The 24,102-nt window shown below is 68.7% G+C and carries 17 protein-coding genes; 11 read left to right on the forward strand and 6 right to left on the reverse strand.

Annotation, left to right across the window (positions count from 1 at the left end):
- The first annotated feature begins 4 nt into the window (after nucleotides 1-4).
- The gene (locus ACIA12_RS04350) at nucleotides 5-1,372 is read left to right on the forward strand and encodes a serine/threonine-protein kinase (RefSeq protein WP_396365375.1); all 1,368 of its coding nucleotides are present in this window, start codon (nucleotides 5-7) and stop codon (nucleotides 1,370-1,372) included.
- A gap of 3 nt (nucleotides 1,373-1,375) precedes the next feature.
- Here the strand turns inward: ACIA12_RS04350 and ACIA12_RS04355 are convergent, their stop codons facing one another.
- A complete protein-coding gene (locus ACIA12_RS04355) occupies nucleotides 1,376-2,575 on the reverse strand; it encodes a hypothetical protein (RefSeq protein WP_396365376.1) in 1,200 nt (399 codons plus the stop codon).
- 106 nt (nucleotides 2,576-2,681) lie between these two features.
- On the opposite strand from ACIA12_RS04355, the gene ACIA12_RS04360 reads away from it, so the two are divergent.
- Nucleotides 2,682-3,308, forward strand: a complete 627-nt coding sequence (locus tag ACIA12_RS04360; protein ID WP_396365377.1) for a DUF2461 family protein — start codon at nucleotides 2,682-2,684, stop codon at nucleotides 3,306-3,308.
- Here the strand turns inward: ACIA12_RS04360 and ACIA12_RS04365 are convergent.
- The 3 genes from ACIA12_RS04365 to ACIA12_RS04375 are packed head-to-tail and all read right to left on the reverse strand — an operon-like array spanning nucleotide 3,267 to nucleotide 5,398.
- Nucleotides 3,267-4,211, reverse strand: a complete 945-nt coding sequence (locus ACIA12_RS04365) for a pseudouridine-5'-phosphate glycosidase (protein WP_396365378.1) — start codon at nucleotides 4,209-4,211, stop codon at nucleotides 3,267-3,269. The genes ACIA12_RS04360 and ACIA12_RS04365 overlap by 42 nt on opposite strands.
- On the reverse strand, nucleotides 4,204-5,076 hold the full coding sequence (locus ACIA12_RS04370) for a carbohydrate kinase family protein (RefSeq protein WP_396365379.1): 873 nt from the start codon (nucleotides 5,074-5,076) through the stop codon (nucleotides 4,204-4,206). Before ACIA12_RS04370 ends, ACIA12_RS04365 begins: the two co-directional genes overlap by 8 nt.
- Nucleotides 5,077-5,101: 25 nt before the next feature.
- Nucleotides 5,102-5,398: a chorismate mutase gene (locus ACIA12_RS04375; RefSeq protein ID WP_396365380.1), complete on the reverse strand. Its 297-nt coding sequence runs from the start codon at nucleotides 5,396-5,398 to the stop codon at nucleotides 5,102-5,104.
- A 110-nt stretch (nucleotides 5,399-5,508) separates the two neighbouring features.
- On the opposite strand from ACIA12_RS04375, the gene ACIA12_RS04380 reads away from it, so the two are divergent.
- Nucleotides 5,509-6,753 (forward strand): glycoside hydrolase family 6 protein, encoded by a 1,245-nt coding sequence (locus ACIA12_RS04380; RefSeq protein WP_396365381.1) that lies wholly within the window; start codon nucleotides 5,509-5,511, stop codon nucleotides 6,751-6,753.
- Nucleotides 6,754-6,764: 11 nt separating this feature from the next.
- Here ACIA12_RS04380 and ACIA12_RS04385 read toward each other — a convergent pair whose 3' ends face one another.
- Nucleotides 6,765-8,675, reverse strand: a complete 1,911-nt coding sequence (locus ACIA12_RS04385) for a S41 family peptidase (protein WP_396365382.1) — start codon at nucleotides 8,673-8,675, stop codon at nucleotides 6,765-6,767.
- 285 nt (nucleotides 8,676-8,960) lie between these two features.
- Here ACIA12_RS04385 and chvE point away from each other — a divergent pair, with 285 nt between their 5' ends.
- Genes chvE through ACIA12_RS04405 form a run of 4 tightly spaced genes read left to right on the forward strand, consistent with a single transcriptional unit; the run spans nucleotide 8,961 to nucleotide 13,955 of the window.
- Nucleotides 8,961-10,100, forward strand: a complete 1,140-nt coding sequence (gene chvE / locus ACIA12_RS04390; RefSeq protein WP_396365383.1) for a multiple monosaccharide ABC transporter substrate-binding protein — start codon at nucleotides 8,961-8,963, stop codon at nucleotides 10,098-10,100.
- Between the two features lie 27 nt (nucleotides 10,101-10,127).
- Entirely contained in the window at nucleotides 10,128-11,666 is a 1,539-nt protein-coding gene (mmsA, locus tag ACIA12_RS04395; RefSeq protein ID WP_396365384.1) for a multiple monosaccharide ABC transporter ATP-binding protein, read from the forward strand.
- Nucleotides 11,663-12,913, forward strand: coding sequence for a multiple monosaccharide ABC transporter permease (gene mmsB, locus ACIA12_RS04400; protein WP_396365385.1), 1,251 nt, complete (start codon nucleotides 11,663-11,665; stop codon nucleotides 12,911-12,913). Before mmsA ends, mmsB begins: the two co-directional genes overlap by 4 nt.
- 34 nt (nucleotides 12,914-12,947) lie before the next feature.
- Nucleotides 12,948-13,955, forward strand: a complete 1,008-nt coding sequence (locus ACIA12_RS04405) for a LacI family DNA-binding transcriptional regulator (protein WP_396365386.1) — start codon at nucleotides 12,948-12,950, stop codon at nucleotides 13,953-13,955.
- On the opposite strand, the gene ACIA12_RS04410 is transcribed toward ACIA12_RS04405, so the two are convergent.
- Nucleotides 13,932-16,793 (reverse strand): family 20 glycosylhydrolase, encoded by a 2,862-nt coding sequence (locus ACIA12_RS04410; protein WP_396365387.1) that lies wholly within the window; start codon nucleotides 16,791-16,793, stop codon nucleotides 13,932-13,934. The two genes, ACIA12_RS04405 and ACIA12_RS04410, sit on opposite strands and share 24 nt — an antisense overlap.
- A 324-nt stretch (nucleotides 16,794-17,117) precedes the next feature.
- Here ACIA12_RS04410 and ACIA12_RS04415 point away from each other — a divergent pair, with 324 nt between their 5' ends.
- From ACIA12_RS04415 to ACIA12_RS04430, 4 genes are all read left to right on the forward strand, one after another.
- On the forward strand, nucleotides 17,118-20,036 hold the full coding sequence (locus ACIA12_RS04415) for an AAA family ATPase (protein ID WP_396365388.1): 2,919 nt from the start codon (nucleotides 17,118-17,120) through the stop codon (nucleotides 20,034-20,036).
- 24 nt (nucleotides 20,037-20,060) lie between these two features.
- A complete protein-coding gene (locus tag ACIA12_RS04420) occupies nucleotides 20,061-22,586 on the forward strand; it encodes a caspase domain-containing protein (RefSeq protein WP_396365389.1) in 2,526 nt (841 codons plus the stop codon).
- A gap of 64 nt (nucleotides 22,587-22,650) precedes the next feature.
- Nucleotides 22,651-22,881 (forward strand): hypothetical protein, encoded by a 231-nt coding sequence (locus ACIA12_RS04425; protein ID WP_396365390.1) that lies wholly within the window; start codon nucleotides 22,651-22,653, stop codon nucleotides 22,879-22,881.
- A gap of 188 nt (nucleotides 22,882-23,069) precedes the next feature.
- Nucleotides 23,070-24,098: a hypothetical protein gene (locus ACIA12_RS04430; RefSeq protein ID WP_396365391.1), complete on the forward strand. Its 1,029-nt coding sequence runs from the start codon at nucleotides 23,070-23,072 to the stop codon at nucleotides 24,096-24,098.
- Nucleotides 24,099-24,102 lie beyond the last annotated feature (4 nt).

Below are 24,102 nucleotides of genomic sequence, written 5' to 3' on the forward strand. Positions count from 1 at the left end.
CGGCATGGTTCAGCCCTCTCATTTTGGCCGGTACGCCGTGATCCGGCGGCTCGGCAGTGGTGGATTCGCCGCTGTCTGGCTGGTCCGCGACGAAGAACTCGATGCCGAGGTCGCGGTCAAGGTGCTGGCCGAGCACTGGGTCGACGACCTCGACGTACGCCGCCGGTTCGTCGAGGAGGGGCGCTTTCTGCGCAAGGTCGAGTCGCCGTACGTCGTCGGCGTCCACGACATCGGTACCACCGACGACGACCGGCCCTTCCTGGTACTGACCTACGCCGACCGTGGATCGCTGGCCGACCGGATCAAGAGCGGCCCCCTCCCGCTGGCCGACGCGGTGGAGGTGATCTCGGACGTCAGCGCCGGGCTGCAGGAGTTGCACGAGCGAGGCGTCCTGCATCGGGACGTGAAGCCGGAGAACGTGCTGTTCCGCAGTACGCCGACAGGGGAGCGGGCCATGCTCGGCGACCTGGGTCTGGGCAAGTCGCTCGAAGCGGTGTCGCGCGTGACGATGCCGAGCGGGACTCCGGCGTACGTCGCGCCCGAGCAGGTCCGCGGCGATGTACTCGATCCGCGCGCCGACCTGTATGCGCTGGCGGCCGTCGCCTACGCCGCGCTGGCGGGCAAGCCGCCGTACGGCGCGACGACCCTCGCGGCGGTCCTGACCGTCGCCGGGCCGCCGAACTCGCTGCGGACGGTTCGCGACGACGTACCGGCTGAGGTGGACGAGGTGATCCGGCGTGGGCTGAGCCAGGATCGCGAGCAGCGGTGGCCGGACGTCCGGTCGTTCGCCGAGGCGCTGCGGACGGCTGCCGCGCTGGCTGTCGTCCCGGCTCGCCGTCGCCTTTCGCTCAATCCGTGGGTGGCGGCAACCATCGCTGCCGCGCTGTTGGGTGGTACCGGGGGTTATCTGGGCTGGCAGTACGGCGTCCAGCGCCAGCGGGTGCGAGTTCTGGATCAACAGCAGGTCCTGTCGGTTGAGCTTCCTCGGGGGTGGGCGCGCACCCGCAGCGGCGACGGTTGGCAGCCGCAGGGGGCGGCGAGTCCGCTTCCCGGTCTGCTGGTGAGTGGCGACAACAGCCAGTGGAGCAAGTCCGATGCGAAGGTGTCGGGTGTCTTCGCGGGCGTACTGCCGCCGGGGGAGTTGCCGTCCTCGGCCGCCCTGCCGGGTCCGGCGGGGTGTGCGGAGTCGGCGGAGCGGGTCGACAAACCCTTCACCGCGACGGCGAAGTACGTCGGCTGTCCGGCCGGGATGACGACATACGAGCGGGTGCAGCAGATCGACGGTGCGCTGGTACGGATCCAGGTACGCGCCGAGGACGGGGCGCAGGCCGAGCGAGTGCTCGACTCGCTGGCCTACAACCCCAAGAAATAAGGCTCAGTGGCCTAGTTGGTATGGCCGGTTGTCCTCGTCGCCGGTGCCCTTCTTCAACGGGGTGGCGAGCTCGCAGGCGCCGGTCTTCGGAGTGCACCGGGCGATGGCGGTCTTGCCGCCCTGCTCGGCCAGCACCAGGATGTGGTCGGCGTCCTCCATCACGCTGGAGATGATGGCGACCGCGGAGCCACCGGACCACTCGCGGATGGCATGGCCGGTCTTCACGTCGATCGCGGCGAACAGCCCGTCGCCGTACCCGTCGCGGTAGGCCGGTCCGCCGAGCGCGTAGGCGCTGTCAGCTTTGAGCTCGTCTACCGCGTACTCGCAGGTGGCCCAGCTCTTCCGGCCGGTCGCGAGATCGATCAGCGCGGTGCAGCTGCCGTCGTCGGTGGTCGAGACGATCGACGCCGCGAGCGTGAGGTTCGGCGACACCGCGGACGGGTCGGGTACGGCGCTGATCGGCTTCGGCGCTTCGTCGCCGGCCGTCCACTTGTACAGGCTCTCCTTCTCGTTCTTGTTCGACGCGCTGAAGTAGACCTCACTGCCCTGGACAGCGAGCACGATCGGACCGTGTTCGCCGGTGCGCTGCAGCGAGTACTTCTCACCGCTGGGGTTGTCCCGCCAGGTCAGCGTGAACTTGGGCAGCTCGGTGCCGTCGGCGTTGGTCGGCTGGACGGCGTACGCGCTGCTCGCCTGGTCGGCCGACGAGGCTACCGTCGTGACGTCGTTGACGGATTCACCGCGGGAGCCGTTGGTCCAGGTGGTCAGCACCGCCTTGCCGTCGTCCTTGGGCCGATGCAGAACGAGTGCGCCGGTACCTGTGCGGGCAACATCCCAGACCGGTCCGTCGGAGGCCGGCAGGGTGAACTTGGTACCACCGACGTGCACGGTCCGGCCGTCGGAGTACGACGTGGCCGGTGCGGCGCCCTGCTTGAGCTTGGTCAGATCGATCGTCTGCTTCACCGCCCCGGCCGGCTCGCTCGAGGCAGGGTTGGTGGAAGCCGGCCCGCCCGAGGACGGCCTGCTCGTCGGCGTGGACGGCTTCTGCGTGGGCTTGCTCACGCTGTCGATCGGCTTGAGACTGCCGTCCCCGGACGCCGACGCCAGCGTCGGCGTCTGCTGCGCGGCAACCACGATCCCCGCCACCACGGCTCCCACCGAAACTCCCGCCACCAGCCCCGCGAGCTTGATATTCCGCTTCATGATGCCCCTCCGAGTAAGTCCTCAGTGTGTCGTAACAGAGGGCTTTGATGGCCGGCCGACACGTTCGGTTCACGACGCCCGGAATTGACTGCGTAGGCTGCGACTCGTGACCGGTGGTTTCGCGGGGTGGCCGAGCGGTGCCTTCGAGGTGTTGCTCGAGCTGGACGGTGTGCCGTCGCTCGAGGTGAGGCAGCGGTGCAGGCGGGATCGGGAGGAGCTGGTCCGGCGGCCGATGGTCGAGTTGCTGGATGCGATGGCTGAGCGGGATGCCGATTATGAGGACTTCGCGGTCTGGCGCTACGGCGGGGTGATGTTGGAGGCCTGGCAGCGGCAGGGGGCGATCGTTCGGCTGTCCCGCAACGTCGAGCTGTCGCTGCGGCTCGATCTCGATGGGCTGGAGATCAGTGCGGCGTGGTGGTACGGGCCGTCTGAGCAGATCGAGCGGTATCGCGCCGCGGTGGCGGACCCCACGTCTGGTCCGCGGCTGGCTGCCATCCTTCGGAAGCTGGAGCGGCAGGAGTTCGTGATCTCCGGGGATCTGCTGAAGCGACCGCTCCGGGGGCATCCGGCAGACCATCCGCGGGCGCAGTTGCTGCGGCACAGGTCACTCATCGCAACCCGCCCTCTCGGTTGCGACGACTGGATCCACACAGCCTCCGCAACCGACCGGGTGCACGACACTTTCACCCAGCTACGGCCGTTGACCCGCTGGTTGGCCGACCACGTCTCCTGACGCCAGAGCGACGGCGATCTGGGCTGCGATGGATGCGTTGTTGCGGGCCAGGGCAAGGTTGGCGGGGATGCTCTGGCCGTCCGTTTCCTTTTCGATCTGGGCCAGGACGTACGGGGTGACGGCTGGGCCGCTGACTGCCGCGCTGACGCTTGCGGCGAGGGCGGCGGCCAGGACGGCGGTGATTCGCGACCCCGGGATCTCGTCGGCTTCGGGGATCGGGACCGTGAGAAGGACGCCTGTGGTGGGGCGGGTGCGATAGCGCAGTACGGCGCAGACTGTCTGCGCGTCCTCGACCCGGTGGGGGACCGGCAGCCCGCTCGAGCGGGTGTAGAAGGCGGGGAACCAGTCGTGTTGCCAGCCCAGGACCGGTACGCCGGCGGTCTCGAGGTACTCGAGAGTGCGCGGCAGGTCGAGGAACGCCTTGGCGCCGGCCGAGACGGTGATGACCGGGTGGCTGGCGATGGCATCGAGGTCGGCCGAGATGTCGCCGGTGAGCTCGGAGCCCCGGTGGACGCCGCCGATGCCGCCGGTGGCGAAGACCGAGATGCCGGCCGCGTGAGCCAGCGCGACCGTGGCTGAGACCGTGGTGACGCCGACATCCCACTTCTGCGCGCGGGCCACCGGCAGATCGCGCTCGGCGACCTTCCGCCGGCCTTGCAGCACCCGCTTCTCCTCGTCCGGGGTGAGGCCGAGATGGGGCCGGCCGTCGAGGATGGCAGCTACGGCTGGGGTGGCGCCGTGGTCCAGGACCGCTTGCTTGCAGAGCGCGAGTGCCTCGGCGTTCGCGGGGGCGGGCAGGCCGAGGTTCGAGAAGATGGTCGATTCGAGCGCGACGACCGCGCGGCCGGTGGCGAGGGCCTGCGCCACGTCATCGGAGAAGGCGATCTCTTCGGCGTCAGTCACGTGCAGCTCCCTGGTCGTTCAGAACGGCGCCAGGCTGGGCGAGAACCCTGCTGGCGAGGTCATGGCCTGCTTCAACCGCCTCGACCGAGCCGGCGTTGTTCAGTACCGCGCTGAGGAACGCCGCCGCGAACGCGTCGCCGGCGCCGGTCGTGTCCAGCACCCCGTCGACCGGCGCCGGCCGGACCGTCGCATACTGGTTGCCAGCAGCAAGGATCTCGGTGGGCTCCAGACCGTTCTTGACGACAACCGTCGTACCGGGGCCGGCCAGTTCTCGCAGCGAGCCGGCATCGGCCTCGACGCCGTTCGCGAAGACGTACGTGGGGTGCAGCGTTGCGATCAGGGCGCGGAACTCCGCGGGCCCGATGGAGTCGATGAGGGCGACCGAAGCGGCGTCGATGCTGAGGATCGCGCCTTCGGCCCGGGCGATCTCGGAGGCCCGGCGCAGCACCGGCCAGGACGGTCCGGTCAGCGAGTACGCCGAGAGGTGGTACGCCGCGGCGCCGGAGAGCCATTCGTCCGGGACGGCGGCGAGTTCGGCCGCGGCGGCTCGATCCGGGAACATCGTGCGTTCGCCGGTGGCGTCGACGAGGATGACGATGGTGCCGGTCCGGCCTTGCCTTTGGACCAAGGGGTCGACCCCGGCGGTGAGCAGTTCGCGGACCAGGGCCTCGCCGGCCGGGTCGTCGCCGATTCGGCCGATGAAGCGTACCGGCGTACCCAGACTGCTGGCGAAGACGGCGACGTTGGCGGCCGCGCCGCCTCGGACGCGCTGGATCCGCGCCGGGTTGTCCGTCCCGGGCCGGGTCGCCTCGGCTGACCAGACCACGACGTCCTCGACCAGGTCGCCGATGCACACAAGGGACACGCGACCACCCTAGGGGACGGCGTGATCAGTGTGTTTCGGCGATTCGTTCGTGGTGGAGGATCACCTCGGCGATGATGAAGTTGAGGAACTTCTCGGCGAAGACCGGGTCCAGCCCCGCCTCGGTGGCCAGGGATCGGAGCCGGGTGATCTGTCGCTCCTCCCGCGACTTGTCCGCCGCCGGCAATCCGCTGCGGGCCTTCAGCGCCCCGACCTGCTGCGTGCACTTGAATCGCTCGGCGAGCAGGTGCACCAGCGCGGCATCGATGTTGTCGATCGTGCCCCGCAGGCGGTCGAGTTCGGTAGAGACATCCAGATCGGTCACCGCACCAACTCTGCCACAGCGTGGTGAAGGGGTTTGTTATCTCGTCGTTATCAGCTAGTGTCCGTCGCTGTCGCGGGGAAAGCCGCGCAAACTGAGCTGGGAGAGATGAGATGCGGCTGCCATCCACGCGGCGGTCCAGGGCAGTGGTCGCGATTGCCGCGGCCTGCGCGATCGCCGCCGCCGGAACGACGGTGGCACTGGCGAGACACGGTGACTCGGACCTTTCCGCGGGTACGACGCCGACCGGTGCCGCGGCCAGTGGTGTGACCGACCCGGCCGGCTCTGGGGCCAGTGCGAAGCCTTCAGTCAGGCCGACGGCCAGTCAGCCGGCCCGGTCATCGACTCTGCCGGTTCGCAAGCCGTCCAGCCCGGCGACGGTGAAGCCTTCGACGAAGACCACGGCGAAGCCGACGAAGAAGCCCACCACGAAGCCCACCACGAAGCCCACCAGCAAGCTGCCGACGAAGCCGGCCCCGGTCCCGCAGCAGGGCAATCCGCTCTCGCAGACCAGCGGCCTGTACGTCGACCCGCAATCGCAGCCGGTCTACTGGGTCGGCGAGCACAGTGGTGACTCGCGGCGGGCCTCGATCAAGGCGGGGATCGCCGATCGCCCGTTGGGGCGCTGGTTCAACGGTGATGGCGCGGATGTGTCCGACGCCAAGGCTTATGTGGCGGGGGCGGCGCGGGCCCGCAAGCTGCCGGTGCTCGTCTTCTACCACATCCCGCAGCGTGGTTGCGGTGGAGGCGAGGGGGCGGCGAGCGCATCGGCGTACCGGTCCTGGATCGACTCGATGGCCGCGGCGATCGGCAAGCATCCCGCCGTCGTCATCCTGGAGCCGGACGCGCTGCCTCAGCTCGACTGCTTGAGTTCGTCGGCGCAGAGCACTCGGTTGTCGCTGTTCAGCTATGCGGTCGACCGGCTGCGATCCTCGGCGCCGAACACCTGGACGTACCTGGACGCCGGCCACGACGACTGGACGCCGGCCGGCACGATGGCCAAGTGGCTCAAGGCCGCCGGCATCGGGCACGCCCGCGGCTTCTCGCTGAACGTGTCGAACTTCCAGTCCACCGCCCGCAACGTCAGCTACGCGAACGCGGTCAACGCGGCCCTCGGCTCATCGAAGCACTTCGTCATCGACACCAGCCGCAACGGCAACCCCCTGAACGGCGACGACTGGTGCAACCCCACCGGCCAACGGGTCGGCGTGGCACCCCGTACCGGAGGCGCCACCGGCCTGGACCTGCAGCTCTGGGTCAAACCGCCGGGTGAATCCGACGGCGACTGCGGCATCGGCGCCGGCACCGAAGCCGGCGACTTCAGCCCAGCCATCGCCATGAAACTCCTCGGCCACTAGCCAGTTTGTAGCTACCCCTCCTGCTGGCTGGCCGCGACCAGTTTGCCGGCGTCGTAGCCTTCGATCCGGATCACGTCGCCGGCGGTGCCAGGGACGGTGAGCTGGAGGTCGCCGTCTTTGGTGGCACTCGTGGCAACCGGTCGGCCGTTGACGTAGACGTCCACGCTGGTGACCGATCCCGTGGTGATGGTCAGCTTCCGCTTCTTGGCGCCGGCGGCGGCCGAGGTGAAGCGCAGCAAGCGCGGTTGCCGCTCGGCCAGGAGGGCACCGGCGGCGGCCATCAGGTCGGCGTTCTCCTCGATGAGGTCGCGCTTGGTGAGCTCGTGGAGCTGGTCCGGTACCACGCCGAGATCCTCCAGCGGCTGACCGATCCGGGTGCCGACCCGCAGCGAGCGACGCAAGGCGACCCGCATTTGCACGCCCTTGGGGAGCTGCTTGAGCTGACCGTCGGTCCATTCGGTCCGTAGTTCCTCGTGCGTGACGACGTTGGCGCCGCCCGCCCCGGTGTTGCCCTCGACGCCGAGTACAGGCCCTATCTCGTGGTCCTGGAAACCGGCCGCGAAGATGTCGCAGGCGCTGTAACACTGCGCGTCCGTCACCAGCACGACCGGACCTTGATAAAGCTGCCCGGTGCTGTTGACCACGTCGATCGGGTAGAGCGACAAGGCGGTGGAGTACGCCGAACCAGTGCCCACCGACTCCTCCAGCGACGCCTTCCAAGCCTGATAGTCAGGGACTGTCGTGGACAGCCCGGTCGTGCCAGGCGTGCTCACGAACTGGAAGGGCTCCGGCGTGATCCGGCCCGGGCTGAAGAACTGCAACAGGTACTCCGCTGCGATCACATAGCCGCCGCCGTTGCCGCGGACATCGAGCACCAGACCTTGGGGTGGAAGCAGCGAGAGGAGCCGGGCAACCTCGTTGAGGAAGCCCTCGATGTCTTGGTCCTGCATGTGGAACGTGAAGATCCGCAGGTGTCCGAAGGTGCCGCTCGGGGTGTCGACGATCCGGGCCTTGAGCTCGTCGGGACGGCTGGTCGGGACCGGGCCGGCCGCGAGTGGCGCGGTGACGCGTGGTTTGCGCGCCTTCGCGGCGGCCGGAGCCTCCTTGAGGGAGGCGGGCGCGAACAGCCGACGCTTCACTCGCCGCGCCAGCTCGGTGCGCAGGTCCATACCGACCAAGTGGTGTGCCTCGACTCCGACGCCGTTCGGCAGCGACGGCAGGGTGCCGGGGGTGGTCACCTCGGAAGCGGACTCGAAGACCCGCCACGGCACTCGGGTCTCGTGGGTCGTCCCGCCGACCTTGTAGGTGACGTCGATCCAGTCCTCGTCCGGCGGCAGCGACATGTTGATCGAGCGCAGTGTCATGTTCTGCAGGCCTTGCGCGAGCTGGGCGGCCTTGTTGCTGCCGGCCTCGCGCGCGGCGTTGGCCTCGACGGCCAGCTGGATCGGCGTGCCGTTCCAGTGCGTCACCTCGACGCCCGCGGTGAGCTGAGGGTCGCCGACGATGTGGTCGAACGTCTTGGTCACCAGGTACTTCGTCTGGCCGTCGTCCACGCAGCGTTCGAGGAAGATGCCCAGGAAGGCGAAGCCGGCGTACCTGGACGGCAGGATGTAGTTGGTGTGCAGATCGTGCAGACCGAGGAAGATCCGCTGCAACTGCACATGGAACTCTGTCTCGCTGAGGTCGGCCAGGCGATGCCGCAGCAGCCGGAGCGCCTGCAGCGGATCGATCGCATGCATCGCTCGCTTGAGCGGCAAGTGGGCGTAAACCTCACCGATCAGAATCTCCGCCTGATCCAGTACGACGCGGCGCTGCGCGTCGCTGAGCGGCCCGCGCGCGATCTGACTGCGGAACTGCGGCATCGTGCGGACGGTCCCCAAACCGTGATCCGCGCTGAGTACGACGCTGTCTGGCTGAGCCATGACTCCACCCCCGGAAGTTGCCTCTCAGCATCCCCCTGAGCAGCCCGGCCAGCAACCCCCGACCCGCATCCCGGGGTCACGGGGTGCACTTATGTGAGCGCTCACAGCTCTGTGCCTCCGGACCGCTCGCGAAACAGTTTCGACAGCGGTTGTTATCAGACCGTGACGCCCGGATGCCTGGCCGATGTCTTGACCGGGCCCAATGTGAGCGCCAACATGTGAGCGCTAACATTCCGCTCAACCCCCGTTGCTGCGGGAGTGACCTGTCCCGGAAGGGGAGAGTTCGTGAGGAAGAAGTTCGTGGCCACTCTCAGTGGTGCTCTGCTGGTGCTCGGCCTGGCTGCCTGCGGTGGTGAGGGAGCGGGTGCGACCACCGACACCGCCAGCCAGAAGCCGGCCGATCTGACCATCGGGGTGTCGATGCCGACGCAGACCTCCGAGCGCTGGATCGCCGACGGCAAGGCGGTGAAGGAGAAGCTCGAGGCGAAGGGCTACAAGGTCGATCTGCAGTACGCGAACGACGACATCCCGACCCAGTCCCAGCAGGTCGACCAGCTGATCACCCGCGGCGCCGACGTCCTGGTGATCGCCGCGATCGACGGCACCGCGCTCAGCAGCCAGCTCCAGGCGGCGGCCGACAAGAAGATCCCGGTGATCGCCTACGACCGGCTGATCCGCGGCAGCCAGAACGTCGACTTCTACGTCAGCTTCGACAACTACAAGGTCGGCGTCGCCCAGGCCAAGGCGCTGCTGCGCGGCCTCGGGCTGGAGAACGCGGACGGCTCGAAGGCGGCCAAGACCGGCCCGATCAACATCGAGCTGTTCGCCGGCTCGCTGGACGACAACAACACCCACTACTTCTTCCAGGGCGCGATGGACACCCTGAAGCCGTACCTCGACGACGGGACCCTGGTGGTCAAGTCGAAGCAGACCAAGCTCGAGCAGGTCGCGACCCTGCGCTGGCAGCAGGAGGCGGCGCAGAAGCGGATGGAGAACCTGCTCACCTCCAGCTACAACGACGGCAGCAAGGTCGGCGGCGTGCTGTCGCCGTACGACGGCATCTCGCGCGGCATCATCACCGCCCTGCAGAACGCGGGCTACGGCAAGACGGCCGGCCCGGTACCGCCGATCACCGGCCAGGACGCCGAGATCGCCTCGGTCAAGCTGATCAACGACGGGGTGCAGAGCTCGACCATCTTCAAGGACACCCGGCTGCTCGCCGAGCAGGCGGTGAACGCGTCGGAGGCGTTCCTGCAGAAGAAGACGCCGGAGGCCAACGACACCAAGTCCTACGACAACGGCGTCAAGGTCGTGCCGGCCTACCTGCTGCCGATCCAGACGGTCTTCAAGCCGGACATCAAGAAGGCGCTGGTCGACTCCCAGTACTACACCGCCGCCGAGGTGGCCGCCGGTCAGGCCAAGTGACGGCCGGCTGAGTCCGAAGGGGTAATGATGGACGACGTACTGCTGGAGATGCGCGGGATCAGCAAGAGCTTCCCGGGCGTGAAGGCGCTCGAGGACGTCTCGCTCGCCGTCCGGCGAGGAGAGATCCACGCGATCTGCGGGGAGAACGGAGCCGGCAAGTCGACCCTGATGAAGGTGTTGTCCGGTGTCTACCCGGCCGGCAGTTACGACGGCGAGATCGTCTTCGACGGTACGCCCGTGCGGTTCAACGGCATCCGGGACAGCGAGGCCGTCGGCGTCGTCATCATCCACCAGGAGCTGGCGCTGGTTCCGTACCTCTCGATCGCGGAGAACATCTTTCTCGGCAACGAGCGGCGCGGCCGGGGCGGGTTCATCGACTGGAACCGGACCAACGCGGAGGCCGGCGAGCTGCTGGCCTCCGTCGGCCTGGACGAGAACCCGGTCTCGCCGGTGAGCGAACTGGGCGTCGGCAAGCAGCAGCTGGTGGAGATCGCCAAGGCGTTGTCGAAGGAGGTCCGGCTGCTGATCCTCGACGAGCCGACCGCCGCCCTCAACGACGTCGACTCGGCGCACCTGCTCGAGCTGCTCCGGCGGCTGCGCGACCGGGGGATCACCTGCATCATGATCTCGCACAAGCTGAGCGAGATCACCGCGATCGCCGACTCCACCACGGTGATCCGGGACGGACGGACCGTCGAGACGTTCGACATGGGTTCGGGCGAGGCGACCCAGGAGCGGATCATCCGCGGCATGGTCGGGCGCGACATCGCGAGCTTCTACCCGGAGCGGGTCTCCACGCCGGGCGAGGAGGTGCTCCGGGTCGAGGACTGGACGGTGTGGCACTCGGTGCAGCCGCGCAAGGTCGTCGACGGCGCCGGGTTCGCGGTCCGGGCCGGTGAGGTCGTCGGCATCGCGGGGCTGATGGGCGCGGGACGTACCGAGCTGGCGATGAGCATCTTCGGGCGTTCGTACGGACGCAACATCAGCGGACGCCTGTACATGCACGGCAAACAGGTGCGGGCGCGGACCGTGGCCGAGGCGATCGGGGCCGGGATCGCTTACGCGACCGAGGATCGCAAGCGGTACGGGCTGAACCTGATCGCGGATGTCCGGGTGAACGTCTCCGCGGCCGGGCTCGGCAAGCTGTCCCGGGCCGGCTGGATCAACGGCAACGAGGAGATCAAGGTCGCCGAGGACGGCCGGCGGGAGATGAACATCAAGACCCGGACCGTGATGGACGCGGTCGGCACGCTGTCCGGCGGCAACCAGCAGAAGGTCGTGCTGTCGAAATGGCTGTTCACCGATCCGGACGTGCTGATCCTCGACGAGCCGACCCGCGGCATCGACGTCGGCGCCAAGTTCGAGATCTACACGATCATCAACCGGCTGGTGGCGGCCGGCAAGGCCGTCGTCGTCATCTCCTCCGAACTACCGGAGCTGCTCGGGATGTGCGACCGGATCTACACACTGTCGGCCGGCCGGATCACTGGTGAGGTGCCGGCCGGCGAAGCGACCCAGGAGGGTCTCATGGCGCTCATGACGAGGGAGAAGGAGCTCGCCGGATGACAAGTACCAAACCATCCGCACCGGCCGAGGCGGTACCGGCGGAGAGTGCTCCGGCTGCCGCCTTGCACGTCGGAACCAGTGATCCGCGCACGCTGATCACCCGCAACCTGCGGCAGAGCGGCATCTACATCGCCTTCGTCGTGATCGTGGCGCTGTTCGCGTTCCTGACCGACGGCGTGCTGCTCAGTCCGGGCAACATCACGAACATCGTGCTGCAGTACTCCTACATCCTGGTGCTCGCGATCGGCATGGTCATCTTGATCATCGCCGGCCACATCGACCTGTCGGTCGGCTCGATCGTCGCGTTGACGGGCGGGGTGTCGGCGGTGCTGGTGATCCAGCACGGGCAGCCCTGGTGGGTCGGCGTCGTGGCGGCCGTTGCCGTCGGTACTGCGGTCGGCGCCTGGCACGGTTTCTGGGTCGCGTACGTCGGGATGCCCGCGTTCATCGTGACGCTGGCGGGCATGTTGCTGTTCCGCGGCCTGACCCTGCAGGTGCTGGACAACGTCTCGTTGTCGCCGTTCCCGGCGGAGTACCAGAAGGTCGCCAGTGGCTTCCTGAACGGCCTGATCGGCGGCCACGGCTACGACGCGTTCACGCTGCTCGTGGCCGCGCTCGCGGTCGCCGGGTACGCGGTCAGTGTTTTCCGCACCAGGCTGGCGCGGATCCGGTACGAGCAGCCGGTCGAGTCCTTCCCCCTGTTCGTCACCCGGGTGCTGGTGGTCGCGGCCGTCGTCATGTACTTCGGCTGGCAACTGGCTCACGCCCGCGGACTGCCGATCGTGCTGATCGTGCTGGCCGTCCTGGTGATCGTCTACGGACTGATGACGAAGAACACCGTCCTCGGCCGGCAGGTGTACGCGATCGGCGGCAACCTCTCGGCGGCGATGCTGTCCGGGGTCAAGGTCCGCAAGGTCAACTTCTGGATCTTCGTCAACATGGGCTTCCTGGCCGGGGTGGCCGGCGTCATCTACTCGTCCCGGTCCAACGGCGCCCAGCCCGCGGCCGGCAACATGTTCGAGCTGGACGCCATTGCGGCGGCCTTCATCGGCGGCGCGGCGGTCGCCGGTGGCGTCGGTACCGTCGTCGGGGCGATGGTCGGTGGCCTGATCATGGCGGTGATGAGCAACGGGATGCAGCTGATGGGGATCGACCAGTCGACCCAGTCGGTCGTGAAGGGCCTGGTGCTGCTGCTGGCCGTTGCCTTCGACATCTACAACAAGCGCCGCGCCGGTGCGGCGCGCTGATCCCGGCGGACGATCCGAGGGCCGGGCGCCGAGCATGGCGGACGTGGCCGTCGCGGCCGGGGTCTCGCACCAGACCGTCTCCCGGGTGCTGAACGGTTCGGAGCTGGTTCGGGCGGAGACCCGGACCCGCGTGCTGGCCGCGATCGCCGAGCTGGGCTACCGGCGCAACAACGCGGCCCGGCTGCTGGCGACCAACAAGTCGCACCGGATCGGGATGATCTCGGCTCATCTGGTGCTGCACGGGCCGAGCATGATCGCGGTGTCGGTGCAGGACGCCGGCCACAAGGCCGGGTACGACGTGTCGCTGGTCGCTGTCGAGGACTTCTCGGTGCAGTCGCTGCGCAACGCTCTGGATCGCCTGCTCGACGAGGCGGTCGAGGCGATCGTGGTCGCCGTTGCCCACCGCGAGGCGCTGGACCAGGTGGAGTCGCTGGACGCGCCGGTCCCGATGATCGTCGTCCAAGGGGTGAGTGAAGGCCAGCGGATGGCGGTGGGCATCGACCAGGAGGCGGGTGCTCGGGTAGCCGTGGAGCACCTGCTCGACCTGGGACATCGGCACGTGGCCCATGTCGCCGGCCCGCTCGAGTGGGTGGAGGCCGGTCAGCGGCGGACCGGATGGCAACGAGCGCACGAGGACCGCCATGTCCTGCCGGGACCGGAGCTGGCCGGCGATTGGTCGCCGGAGAGTGGTTATCAGGCCGGCCTGCGGATTGCCGAGGACCCGGACGTGACAGCGGTCTTCGTGGCGAACGACGCGATGGCGATGGGGCTGATGTACGCCCTGCACGAGAAGGGCCGCGACGTCCCACGCGAGATCAGCGTCGTCGGCTTCGACGACGTCCCCGAGGCGCGGTACCTCTGGCCGGCCCTCACGACGGTCGACCAGGAGTTCTCCCTGCTGGGCCGGCGGGCGGTCGGGCTGACGCTGCGAGCACTGGACGGGGAGACCGGCCCGTCGACCCAGCTGATCTGTCCCGCGCTGGTCCTGCGCGACTCCACCAGCGTTCCTCCTCCCTTGTCAGAGGCCGGTGCACTGACCTGATTTCGGGCCAGCGGTGGTGTTCGGCTGGTCTGCGTTCGTCGGGCTCGGGGAGTTGCCGGAGCAGGACAGCGGGCCGTTGATGTGGTTGCCGGAGATGATCGTCGGTCCGGTGTTGTTCTGTACGACCAACGGGCCGCCGATGGTGGCGTGATCGATCGTCACCTGGCCTGCCGTGCCGGTGACCTTCACCGGACCACTGACCGTCGTGGGTACGCACTCGCCGTTGCCCAGCCAGACTCGGGTGGCGCCGCTGATGGTGACCGGACCGGAGACGGTGGTGCCGCAGAGCAGGACGTTGGTGGCTCCGGACGCTGTGACCGGGCCGCGGAATTCGGAGCCGGATGCGTAGAGGCCGGCGCCGGCGGACACGGTCACGGGTCCGGAGACGGTCGCGCCGTCGAAGCAGGCGACTCCTGAGGCGACCTTCAGCGGGCCGTTGTGGGTTCCGGTGAGCATCGTCGTACAGGCTGGTACGCCGGTGGCGACGAACGGGACGACCCAGGTCTGACCAAGGCGGGTGTAGGTGACGGTGCCGTGGTAGACGCCGTCTGTTGGGTAGGTATGGCTGCCGCTGACGGTCATCAGACTTCTGCCCTGGCGTTGGCTCGCGAGGTAGTCGCGTGCTGCGATGGCGCCGGGCTCGGTGGGCGATCCGTCGCCCCAATCGATCAGGGCGGTGAACTCACCCGGTGGAATCGAGCCGGCGGCCAGGCGGCCCAGCGGTGCGTTGGCCAGCGTCCTGTCGACGCCGAAGCGGTTGACCGTGCCCATCGCCTCCGGACTCCAGCTGACCTGGGCGATCGTTCCGTAGTTCACGTTGGCGAACGCCCAGCGCGGCCCCGCGACGCTGAGCCGCTGGCGGTACGCGTCGTAGTCCTGGGTGAGGACCTTGGGACTCCAGGCCTTCTCGAGGATGCCGGCCAGGCGCGGGAAGACCATGTACTCGTTGCTGGCGAGCCCACGCATCTGCTCACCCCAGATCGGCGCCTCGATGCCGATGATGTCGGCCGCCTTCGGTCCGCCGTACGCCGGTTGCGCCCAGACGTTCCGGTACTTCTCCCAGACCCACTCGGGATCCCAGGCGTACGCCTTGTCGAGTTCCGTCCGCGGCGTGCGGCCGGGCGATCCGTCGTACCCGAAGTCGAGGTAGGCGTTCCACTCCGGCGTCGTGATGACGTCGCGGCCCTGGTTGAACCACTCGGGCTTGATCAGCGGGGGACCGCCGCCGGTGTAGTCGGACCAGTAGTGGTTGATGGAGGTCGAGCCCGGTGCGTAGCCCTCGATGGCCGGGTTCCAGCCCATCAGCCGCTTGCCGGCGTTGTCGACGATGGTCTCCATCTGGCCGATCCACCACTTGTAGTCCTCGTGGGGCATCCCGATCGCCTCGTCGCCGCCGATGTGGATGATCGGCGCGGGGGAGATCGCGGCCAGCTGCGCGATCGCGTCCCGCCAGAACGCGAGCGCCCGCTGGCTCGCCGGGTCGTTCGGGTTGGTACAGAAGCGGTCGAGCTGGGTCTGGCCCTGGCAGCCCATCACCGCGACGCCGCCCAGTGATCTGACCGCCGCGTTGGCGTGGGCCGGGCCTTCCAGTTCGGGGACGATCTCGATGAACCGGTCGGCGGCGTACTTGACCAGGCCCTTGAAGTCCTCTTGCGTGTAGAAGCCCGCGATACAGCCCGTTCCGTTGCAGCCGGTGCCGTCGAGGGCCGGGTGGCCCTTGATCTCGAGGCGCCAGGACTGGGAGTCGCTCAGATGCAGGTGCAGCCGGTTGCCTTTCAGCGCTGCCAGCTGGTCGATCATCGACCGCGTCTCGGCGACGGTCAGGAAGTTGCGGGCAGGGTCGAGCTGCAGGCCTCGGTGCTCGTACCGCGGGTAGTCCAGCACGCTGATGGGCTGGACCGTCCACGGTCCCACGCCGGTGGTCGCCGAGTTGATTGCCGCTGGCAACAGTTGGCGAAGGCTCACGAATCCGTTGAAGAGGCCATGTGCCTGAGGCGCGACGATCTTCGCGCCCGCACTGCTCACCGTCAGGGAGTAACCCTCAGCCGCCTTGTCCGCCGGCAGACCCGGTACCGCCCCAGTGCTCAACGCGATGTCGGCGGCAGTGGCGGAGCCGGTCACCACGGGAAGCACGAACCCGGTGGCCGGGCGGAGATACCCGGCGAGCACCTCAGCCGTCGCTGTGAGATCTGCGCTGGAAACGACGATCCGCGACTTGCCGGTGAGCTCCCAGGCCGGCCCGGTACCGACCTCCTGCTTCACCGGTACCGGAATGATCTGCCCGACCACCGGCGCCGGCTTGGGGCCGGACCAGATCTCGAACTCGTTCAGTGTGTAGCCGACAGTGGAGGTGGTCGCCAGCGCCTGCATCCGGACACACGAGACCGGATCCTGGTGATCGATCACCTGCGAGTCCTTGTCAGCCGGATTCACGACGTGGCTGACCGTCGACCACGTCTGGCAGTCAGCGTCCGTCGAGACCTGCAGGTCGTACTGCGACGGCTTGGCCGGAGAAGTCCACCGGCTGAACACCTCGTAGACCGGCGCGGGCGCGGCCAGCTTGACCTGGAACCAGTCCTGCGTCGGGTCGTACCCACCGCCGACCGACGCGTAGTTCGACGTCCAGCCGTTGTGCACGAACACATCGATCGCATTCGCCGGCGCGTACGTCGCCGCGGGCGCGGTCATCCGCTGCGACTTGGCCGAGGCAACCGCACCAGGCAACAACGCAAGGTTGACACTCTCGACGACCGAGGGATCCGCGGCCGCCTGTCCGACCGTCACCGGCACCAGACCTGCCGCGACCAGAGCACCGACCATCAGGACGGGAATTCTCATGTCTCTCCTTATGCAGGGCGGCTGCCGAGGGTCTGTCCGTCAGTTTGTGCTACCAGATCGCAGAGCAAACCTGAGGAGCGAAACATGGCGTGTACCTGTCAGTGCGCTTGGTGCAAGGAAGCGCGGATCAACAACTTCTCCGACCACCGCTGCTCACAGATTCCGAAGTGCCCGCAGAGCAAGTGAGGTCGTAGACCGTTGCACCCGCTGTGGGTCACCTCGGCGAAGTACGCCGGTGGTGGCTCACGGCGGGGGTCACGGGCTGTAGCCAAGGGACGTGAACGCGAGCATGATGGCGGCTGGTCGACAGACAGGGAGGCCTACGTGCAGGTGGCGGGGGAGATCGTCGGGCGAACCGAGCAGCGGGAGCTGCTGGGACGGCGGTTGGCCGAGGCGCGGGACGGGCATGCTCGGACCGTACTGGTCGGCGGTGATGCCGGCGTCGGGAAGAGCCGGCTGGTCGCGGCATTTGCCGAGTCGGCTCGCGCAGAGGGAGCCCACGTGCTGGCCGGCGGCTGTGAGGAGCACTTCGGTGATCCGATGCCGTACCAGCCGCTGCTGGAGTTGCTGGAAGCCTTCGATCGCGAGCACGGCCGGGAACAGGCACATCAGCTCGGCGGACCGGCGTACGAGCTGCTGACGGATTTCTTCGACCTGGGCAGCGACTCGTTGAAGAGTCCGCAACAGGTGTTCCTCGCCGTCCGCCGGATGCTGGACGCGCTCGGCGCGGACACTCCCGTCGTGCTGATCATCGAGGATCTCCACTGGGCGGACCGGTCGACGCTCGACCTGGTCCGGCACCTCGGCCAGGCCCGGCAACAGGACCGGCGGCTGCTGCTCGTCTGCACCTATCGCACCCAAGAGGTGAGCCGCGACAACCCGTTGTGGCAGTTGATGGCCGGTTCGGAGTTCCTGCGCCGGACCGAGCGGATCGAGTTGCCGGCCTTCACGCTGAAAGAGCTGACCCGGTTCGTCGAGTCCGTGAGCGACGGCCAGGTCGATCCACGGCTGGTCGAGCGCTGCTTCGAGTGGTCCGACGGGATTGCCTTCTATGCCGAACAACTGATCGCCATCGGCGCCCTGGAGAGCACCCAGGACATCCGGCTGCCATCCGACCTGGAGTCGGTGGTGCTCACCCGGCTGAAGGACCTGAGCCCGAACGCGGTCAAGGTACTGCGGGTAGCCGCTGTGGCCGGCCGGGCGATGAGCCGCCGGCTGCTGCGTGCGGTGAGCGACCTGCCCGGCGAAGCGTTGAGCGACGCACTGCAGGAATGCTTCGACCGGCAGATGCTGGTTCCCGGACAGGACGACGATGACGTCTACCGGTTCCGGCACGCCCTGCTCCGCGCGGCGGTCTATCAGGCGATCGTCCGCGATGCCCGGGTCGATCTGCACACAGCGATGGCGCAGGCCTTGGCATCGGATCCGCGACTGAGCCTGACCGAGGGGTCGGCGATCGCTGAGCAGGCCAGCCATTGGTACCAGGCCGACGTCCGGACAGAGGCGCTCACGTCCGCCGTGCAGGCCGGGCAGCTCGCGGCACGCACGCTGGCGTTCCCGTCGGCGGAGGTCCAGTTCAGCCGGGCGTTGCAGTTGTGGCAGCGGGTCGACGGTCCGGAGGAGCTGGCCGGCGTCAGCAGGATCCAGTTGCTGATCGACGCCGCCGACGCCGCACGGTGGTCCGGCCATGTCGATCAGGCCGTCGAGCACATCAGGGAGGCCATCGAAGAGGCAGTGGCCGAGCAGAGGACGGATCGGCTCGCTGAGCTGCAAGAGCGGTTCGCCACGTATCTGTGGGAGGCCGGTCAGGCCAAGGAGTCTGCCGACGCCTTCCAGGAGGCCGCGCGGCTGCTGGCCGGCCGGCCACCGTCGGCGACGGGGGCCCGCGTCCTCGCCGGGATTGCCCTCGCGTACCTGCGGGCCGGCCACTACGACGAGGGCCTGACGGAGGCCGACAAGGCACTGGAGATGGCGCGTGAGGTCGGCGCGCTGCCCGAGAAAGGCCGGGCGCTGAACATCTCCGGGCTCGCGCTGTGCATGCTCGACAAGCCGGGTGGTGAGAACCGGCTGCGGAACTCGCTCGAGATCGCCCGTTCGGTCCACCACATCGAGGATCTCCTGCGTGCGTACGGCAACCTCGCGCTGGTGCTCGAGAACGCCGGCCGGGCAAGGGAAGCGGCGAAGCTGGCGCAGGACGGACTCGAGGAGGCGCGGCAGTTCGATCTGGTGAGCACGCGGCAGGGCGCTCTGCTGGCCAACACCGCCAGCGTTTCCCTGGTGCTGCTGGGCGAGTGGGACGAGGCCGAACGAATCATCACCGAGGTGTCGCTGGGCCGGCCGGTGGCCGAGAGCATCTACCCGCGGCTGACGCTCGCGGAGATCAAGGTGGCGCGCGGTGAGTACGACCAGGCGCGCGAACTGCTCGCCTCGATCGCGACCCTCGAGCTCGGCGAGGACCCGCGCTTCCTCGGGCCGCTGCACACGGTACGGGCCGAGCTGGCGCTCGGCGAAGGCCGCCTGATCCAAGCTGTTGACGAGGTGAAGGGTGGGGTGGCGGCGGTCCGGGGCAGCGACAACGCCCTGGAGCTGTTGCGGCTGTGCGCGGTGGGTCTGCGCAGCGCGGCCGACCAGGCGACCCGGCAGGGTGCGAGGGAGCAGGACCAAACTGCCGCGATGGTCAGCGGTGACTGGCTCGCCCACGAGGGGTGGGATGCCCGACCGAAGCGGACGACGGCTGAGATGAAGCAGCTCATGCTGCTGTGCGAGGCCGAGCGGCAGCGCATCCGGCGCTCGGACAGCGCCGTCGTGTGGAAGAAGATCGCCGCCGGCTGGACCGCTCTGGATCGACCGTACCCGGCGGCCTACGCCCGGTTCCGGCAGGCGGCAGCGATGGTCGCGGCAGGCTACCGGAGCGAGGCGCGGCCGATCGTTCGAGCCGTACATGAGACCGTGGCGGAACTACGCGCCGAACCTTTGCGCGTCAAGGTGGCTGCGTTGGCCGCAGCCGTCCGCGTCGACGTGGACGAGCCGTCGCCGCCCGAACTGCCCTACCAGCTCAGCAAGAAAGAGGCCGAGACGTTGCGCCTCCTTGCCGACGGCAACAGTGCGGCAGAGATCGCGGCCGACCGTGGCGTGGCGGTGCGAACAGTCACGACCCAGCTCGGAAACGTCTACCGGAAGCTGGGCGTGCACAGCGCCACCGAAGCCGTGGCCAAGGCGTACAGGGAGAACCTGTTCGGCTGACCGCGCTGTCCGTCAGAGACGGGCATGACGCGAACAGCTCTTCTTATCGGTGCGCAGACCAGCAACCTGTCCGGTGTGCTCAACGACGTCGAGGCGATGGCCGGAGCGCTCGAACCGCGCGGCTTCCGGATCGAACGCCTGGTGACGCCGCACGCCACCCGGGCGGCCGTGCTCGACGCGTACGAGAAACTCATCGTGGACAGCGACGAGAACGACGCCGTCGTCGTTTACTACAGCGGCCACGGCGGCCGCCTGCTGACCCCCGAGGGCCCGGACCTGCAGTTCATCCTGCCGGACGACTACGTCGATTCCGACGACGACGACTTCCGCGGTATCACCGGCGTCGAGCTGTCGGTCCTGCTCGCCAGGCTGACCGCCCGTACCGCCAACACCACGGTCGTTCTCGACTGCTGCCATGCCGCTCACATGTCCCGCGACTCGGGCCTGCGAGTCAAGTCGCAGCTGCGGGCGACGAACTGGAAGCCGACGTACGAGGTCGTCGAACGGCACGTCAAGCTGCTCACCGAGGCTGGTCTGCCGGTGCACCAGCGCCACCTGATCGGCAACCCGCGAGCCGTCCGGGTGGTGGCCTGTTCGCCGTCGGAGTCGGCGTGGGAGGGCACGAACCGCGACGGGGTCGACATGGGGTTGCTGACCGACGCCTTGTCCCGGGCACTCCGCGACGCGGAGGGGCTGCGCGTCAACTGGTCGACTCTGATCGACGCCGTCCGTCGGGATGTGCAGAACCTGGCCCCGATTCAGCGGCCGGAGGCGGAGGGCCCGGCCGAACGAGAGCCCTTCGAGACAACGGATCTGGAGTCACTGGACACGCTGCCCGTGGTGGCCTTGGGACCGGACCGGATCCAGCTGCTCGGCGCGCCGTTGCTGGGCGTCGAGGTCGGTGACGAGTTCGCCATCATGCCCGCCTCGGCCGGCGGACCGGCCGACGGACCGGCGATCGGCGACGCTCGGGTCAACCAGGTTCTGCCGACGTCCGCGGTCGCGCACCTGCGGCTCCAGAAGGCCGGTCAGGATCTGCCTCCGGACGCGCGGGCACACCGCACTCGCGCCGCCGCGCCCGCTCTGCCGGTACGGCTGCCTCAGAATCATCCGGTCACCGAGGAGCTGGTCAAGGAGATGTCCTGGCGACCGCTGTTGCGGCCGGCCGACCCGGACACGGACGGGCAGGTCGCGATCGAGGTCGCGGTCGACGCACAGGGCGAGCTGGTGGTGCTGGACAACGGCGTGCCGTTGCATCGACCGCACCAGGCGACGCCGGTCGGCATCAGCTCGGTGATGGCCAACCTGCAGCGGATCGCCCAGGCCGACGCGCTGCGACGGCTGGCGGGCGATCGCGACAAGCCGCTGACGAGCGACATCGAGATCGAGTGGGGCCGGGTGCGCGACGGCCAGGAGGAGCGACTTCCGCGGGCCGGGGCGCTGCTGTTCGCGGACGGGGACGAACGCGTCTTCTTCCGGCTGCGGAACAACGGCGACCAGGCGAGGTTCGTGTCGCTGATCGACATCGGCGTCGCGTCCGGGATCGCGGTGCTCAACAAGTCCGACCTCAGCGGTGTCCGGCTGGCCCCGGGGGCGTCGTACACCTACGGCTGGAACGACGATCTGCGGCAGCTCGAGGGCGTCGAGATGACGTGGCCGGGCGGCGTCGAGACGACCGTCGCGCGACCGGAGACGGTCCTCGCCCTGATCAGCGACGGACCGGTCGACGTCGGGGTGCTGCAGCAACGCGGCGTACGGGACGCAGGCCGGCGGGATCGGGGTGTGGCCGGATCGAGACTCGACCGTCTGCTGAGCCAGATCGTCACGGGGGCCAGCCGGGAGGTCGGTGACGCCTCCGACCGGTCGGTCCGCTACTCGGTCGAGCCGATCGACTTCACGCTGAGCCCGACACCCCCGCCGACGGCGGAGCGGGCGAAGTTCCTGATCGACGACCGGCCACAGCAGCAGGTCCGGCTGCTCTCCTCGCGCGGCCTGACGCCGGGCAAGGTCGCTGTCCGGATCGCCGAACTGATCGTCCGCCGCAACCGGGCGCTGCTCAGCGCCGACATCAGAGTGGACGCGATGGTGCTGACCGGTGGCGCCGGCGACCAGCCGGTGTACCGGGCGGAGACCACCCGGTTCGGCAACATCCGCGACGGCGAGCGGCTGCCGCTCGACGACCTGCTGATCTATCACGGTCCCGCGGTGGAGTTCCTCGACATCGCCGTCTGGGTCTCCCGCGACGTGTCGGGCAGCCTGGCGCTCAGTGACCTGCTGGCGGAGAGGCTCAACAGCCCCGAGGGACGGGCCGCGTTGGGCGGCCTGGGCGGGTTGGCCCTGGCCGCGCCACAGGCCGCCCTGGCGGTCGCGGCGGTGAGCGCCGGCGCCGTGCTGGTGAACACGGCGTACGACCTGCTGGTCGGTGCCGTCGGCCAGAACATCGGCCTGTACCGGACCTCGCTGCTCGCGCAGGAGCAGTTCGGGATCGGCCGGCACGAGCGGCACCCGCAGGACTTCACCTTCACGTTCTCGGTCGAGCCGGTGGCCTGACAAAGCCGTCCCGACCCGTCCACCATCGCTCGCCTCGCGAGCATCATCGAAAGGTAGCAACAGGATGAACATCAGCAAGAAACTCGTCATCGGCCAGCAGGAGTGGGGCATCGCGGACGCGGACGCGGACGGCATCGCGCGGCTGGTCCGCGAAGCGATGACCAACGGCACCCCGGCCGAGCTCCAGCTGTACGACCGCGACGGGGACGCCGTCACGGTCTTCCTCAACGGGGCGGCCGCCGCCAGCGTGGTGATCGACCTGACCAAGGGACCGAAGCCCAGCGAGATGTCCTGACGGTCCCGCGAGCACGGGCCGGGTTCGCTTTCGGACCCGGCCCGTACGTATGCCGCGGCTGCTTTTCGCGGTCGTCTACGTAGTTCGCCGGTACCTTCCTCAGCCGCATGTTCTGGGGGTGCCCGCGCTTCGACCATCGGTGCAAGCGCCGCTGCGACGGCGATGCCGAGGTAGAGGAGCGCGGGCCCGTGACTTACCCACAAGAGCCATCCGCCATCGCGAACGAGGTCCGCCGGCTGGCCGGCGCCGGCGAGCTCGCCAAGCGATTCCGGGATGCGTCCGCCGACGAGCAGCGCAGGTTGCGCGCCGGTGCCGGCGAGATCGTCGCGCCGCTGGTGTACGAGCGAGTGACCAGGCCGGTCGAGCGCATTCGTCGGCACTATCAGTGCGCCGCCAAGCTGGAGCGGATGCTGCCCGACTGCCTGGACCACTTCCATGACGACGTCGAGGCGGTCCTCGACGACCTGTTGACCTACGCCGACCTGCCGATCGCGACTCTCGAGGGCTGGCTCACCTCGCGGCTGCGGCGAGCCACCATCGACCGTCACCGCCGGCGCCGGGGCGAACGTGGCGCGCAACAGCGGCCCCGCGTACCAGGGTGGCTCGCCGACGCGCTCGAACGCGACGCCTGGCTGATGGAGCTGGCCAAGGCGATCCTGGAGTGGGTCGGTACCGATTCAACGGCCGGCTCCGCGCTGTGGCCGCTGATCGCCTTCACCGAGCGGCGTGCCCGCCATACCGGAGACCACACCGTCGGCGAGGCCGTGGTGGCCGCCGAGGTCGAGGTCGTGCTGGCCGCGATGCGCCGGCGGCCGGCCTGGTACGACAAGTACGTCGAGCGTCCGTTCGGTCGCAAGCAGGCGCAGGTCTGGTATCCCTCGCAGAGCTCGACCGACGGGCACTTCGAGCCGACGCCGCTCGAGCTGGTGGAGCCGGACGAGCGGGACGAGGCCGTCCTGCACGAGCTGGCGAACGTCTCCATCGAGGTCATGATCGCGCGCATCGACGGTGGCGAGGACGCCACCGTGGTAATCACCGACGTACTCGGCACGGTGTTCGGCAGCCTGCCGGCCCCGCACGACCTGGAGCGGATGCCGGCCGACGAAGGCGGCCTCCACCAGGCCGCCGCGCTGATCGACGACCCCGTCGAGCTCGAGCGGATCGTCGCGGCCGTGCTCGATCTGCTTGCCGACCTCGGCCGTCCGTCAGAACTGTAGAAGG

It is taken from the genome of Kribbella sp. NPDC051620, from assembly GCF_044453825.1.
GTDB lineage: Bacteria > Actinomycetota > Actinomycetes > Propionibacteriales > Kribbellaceae > Kribbella.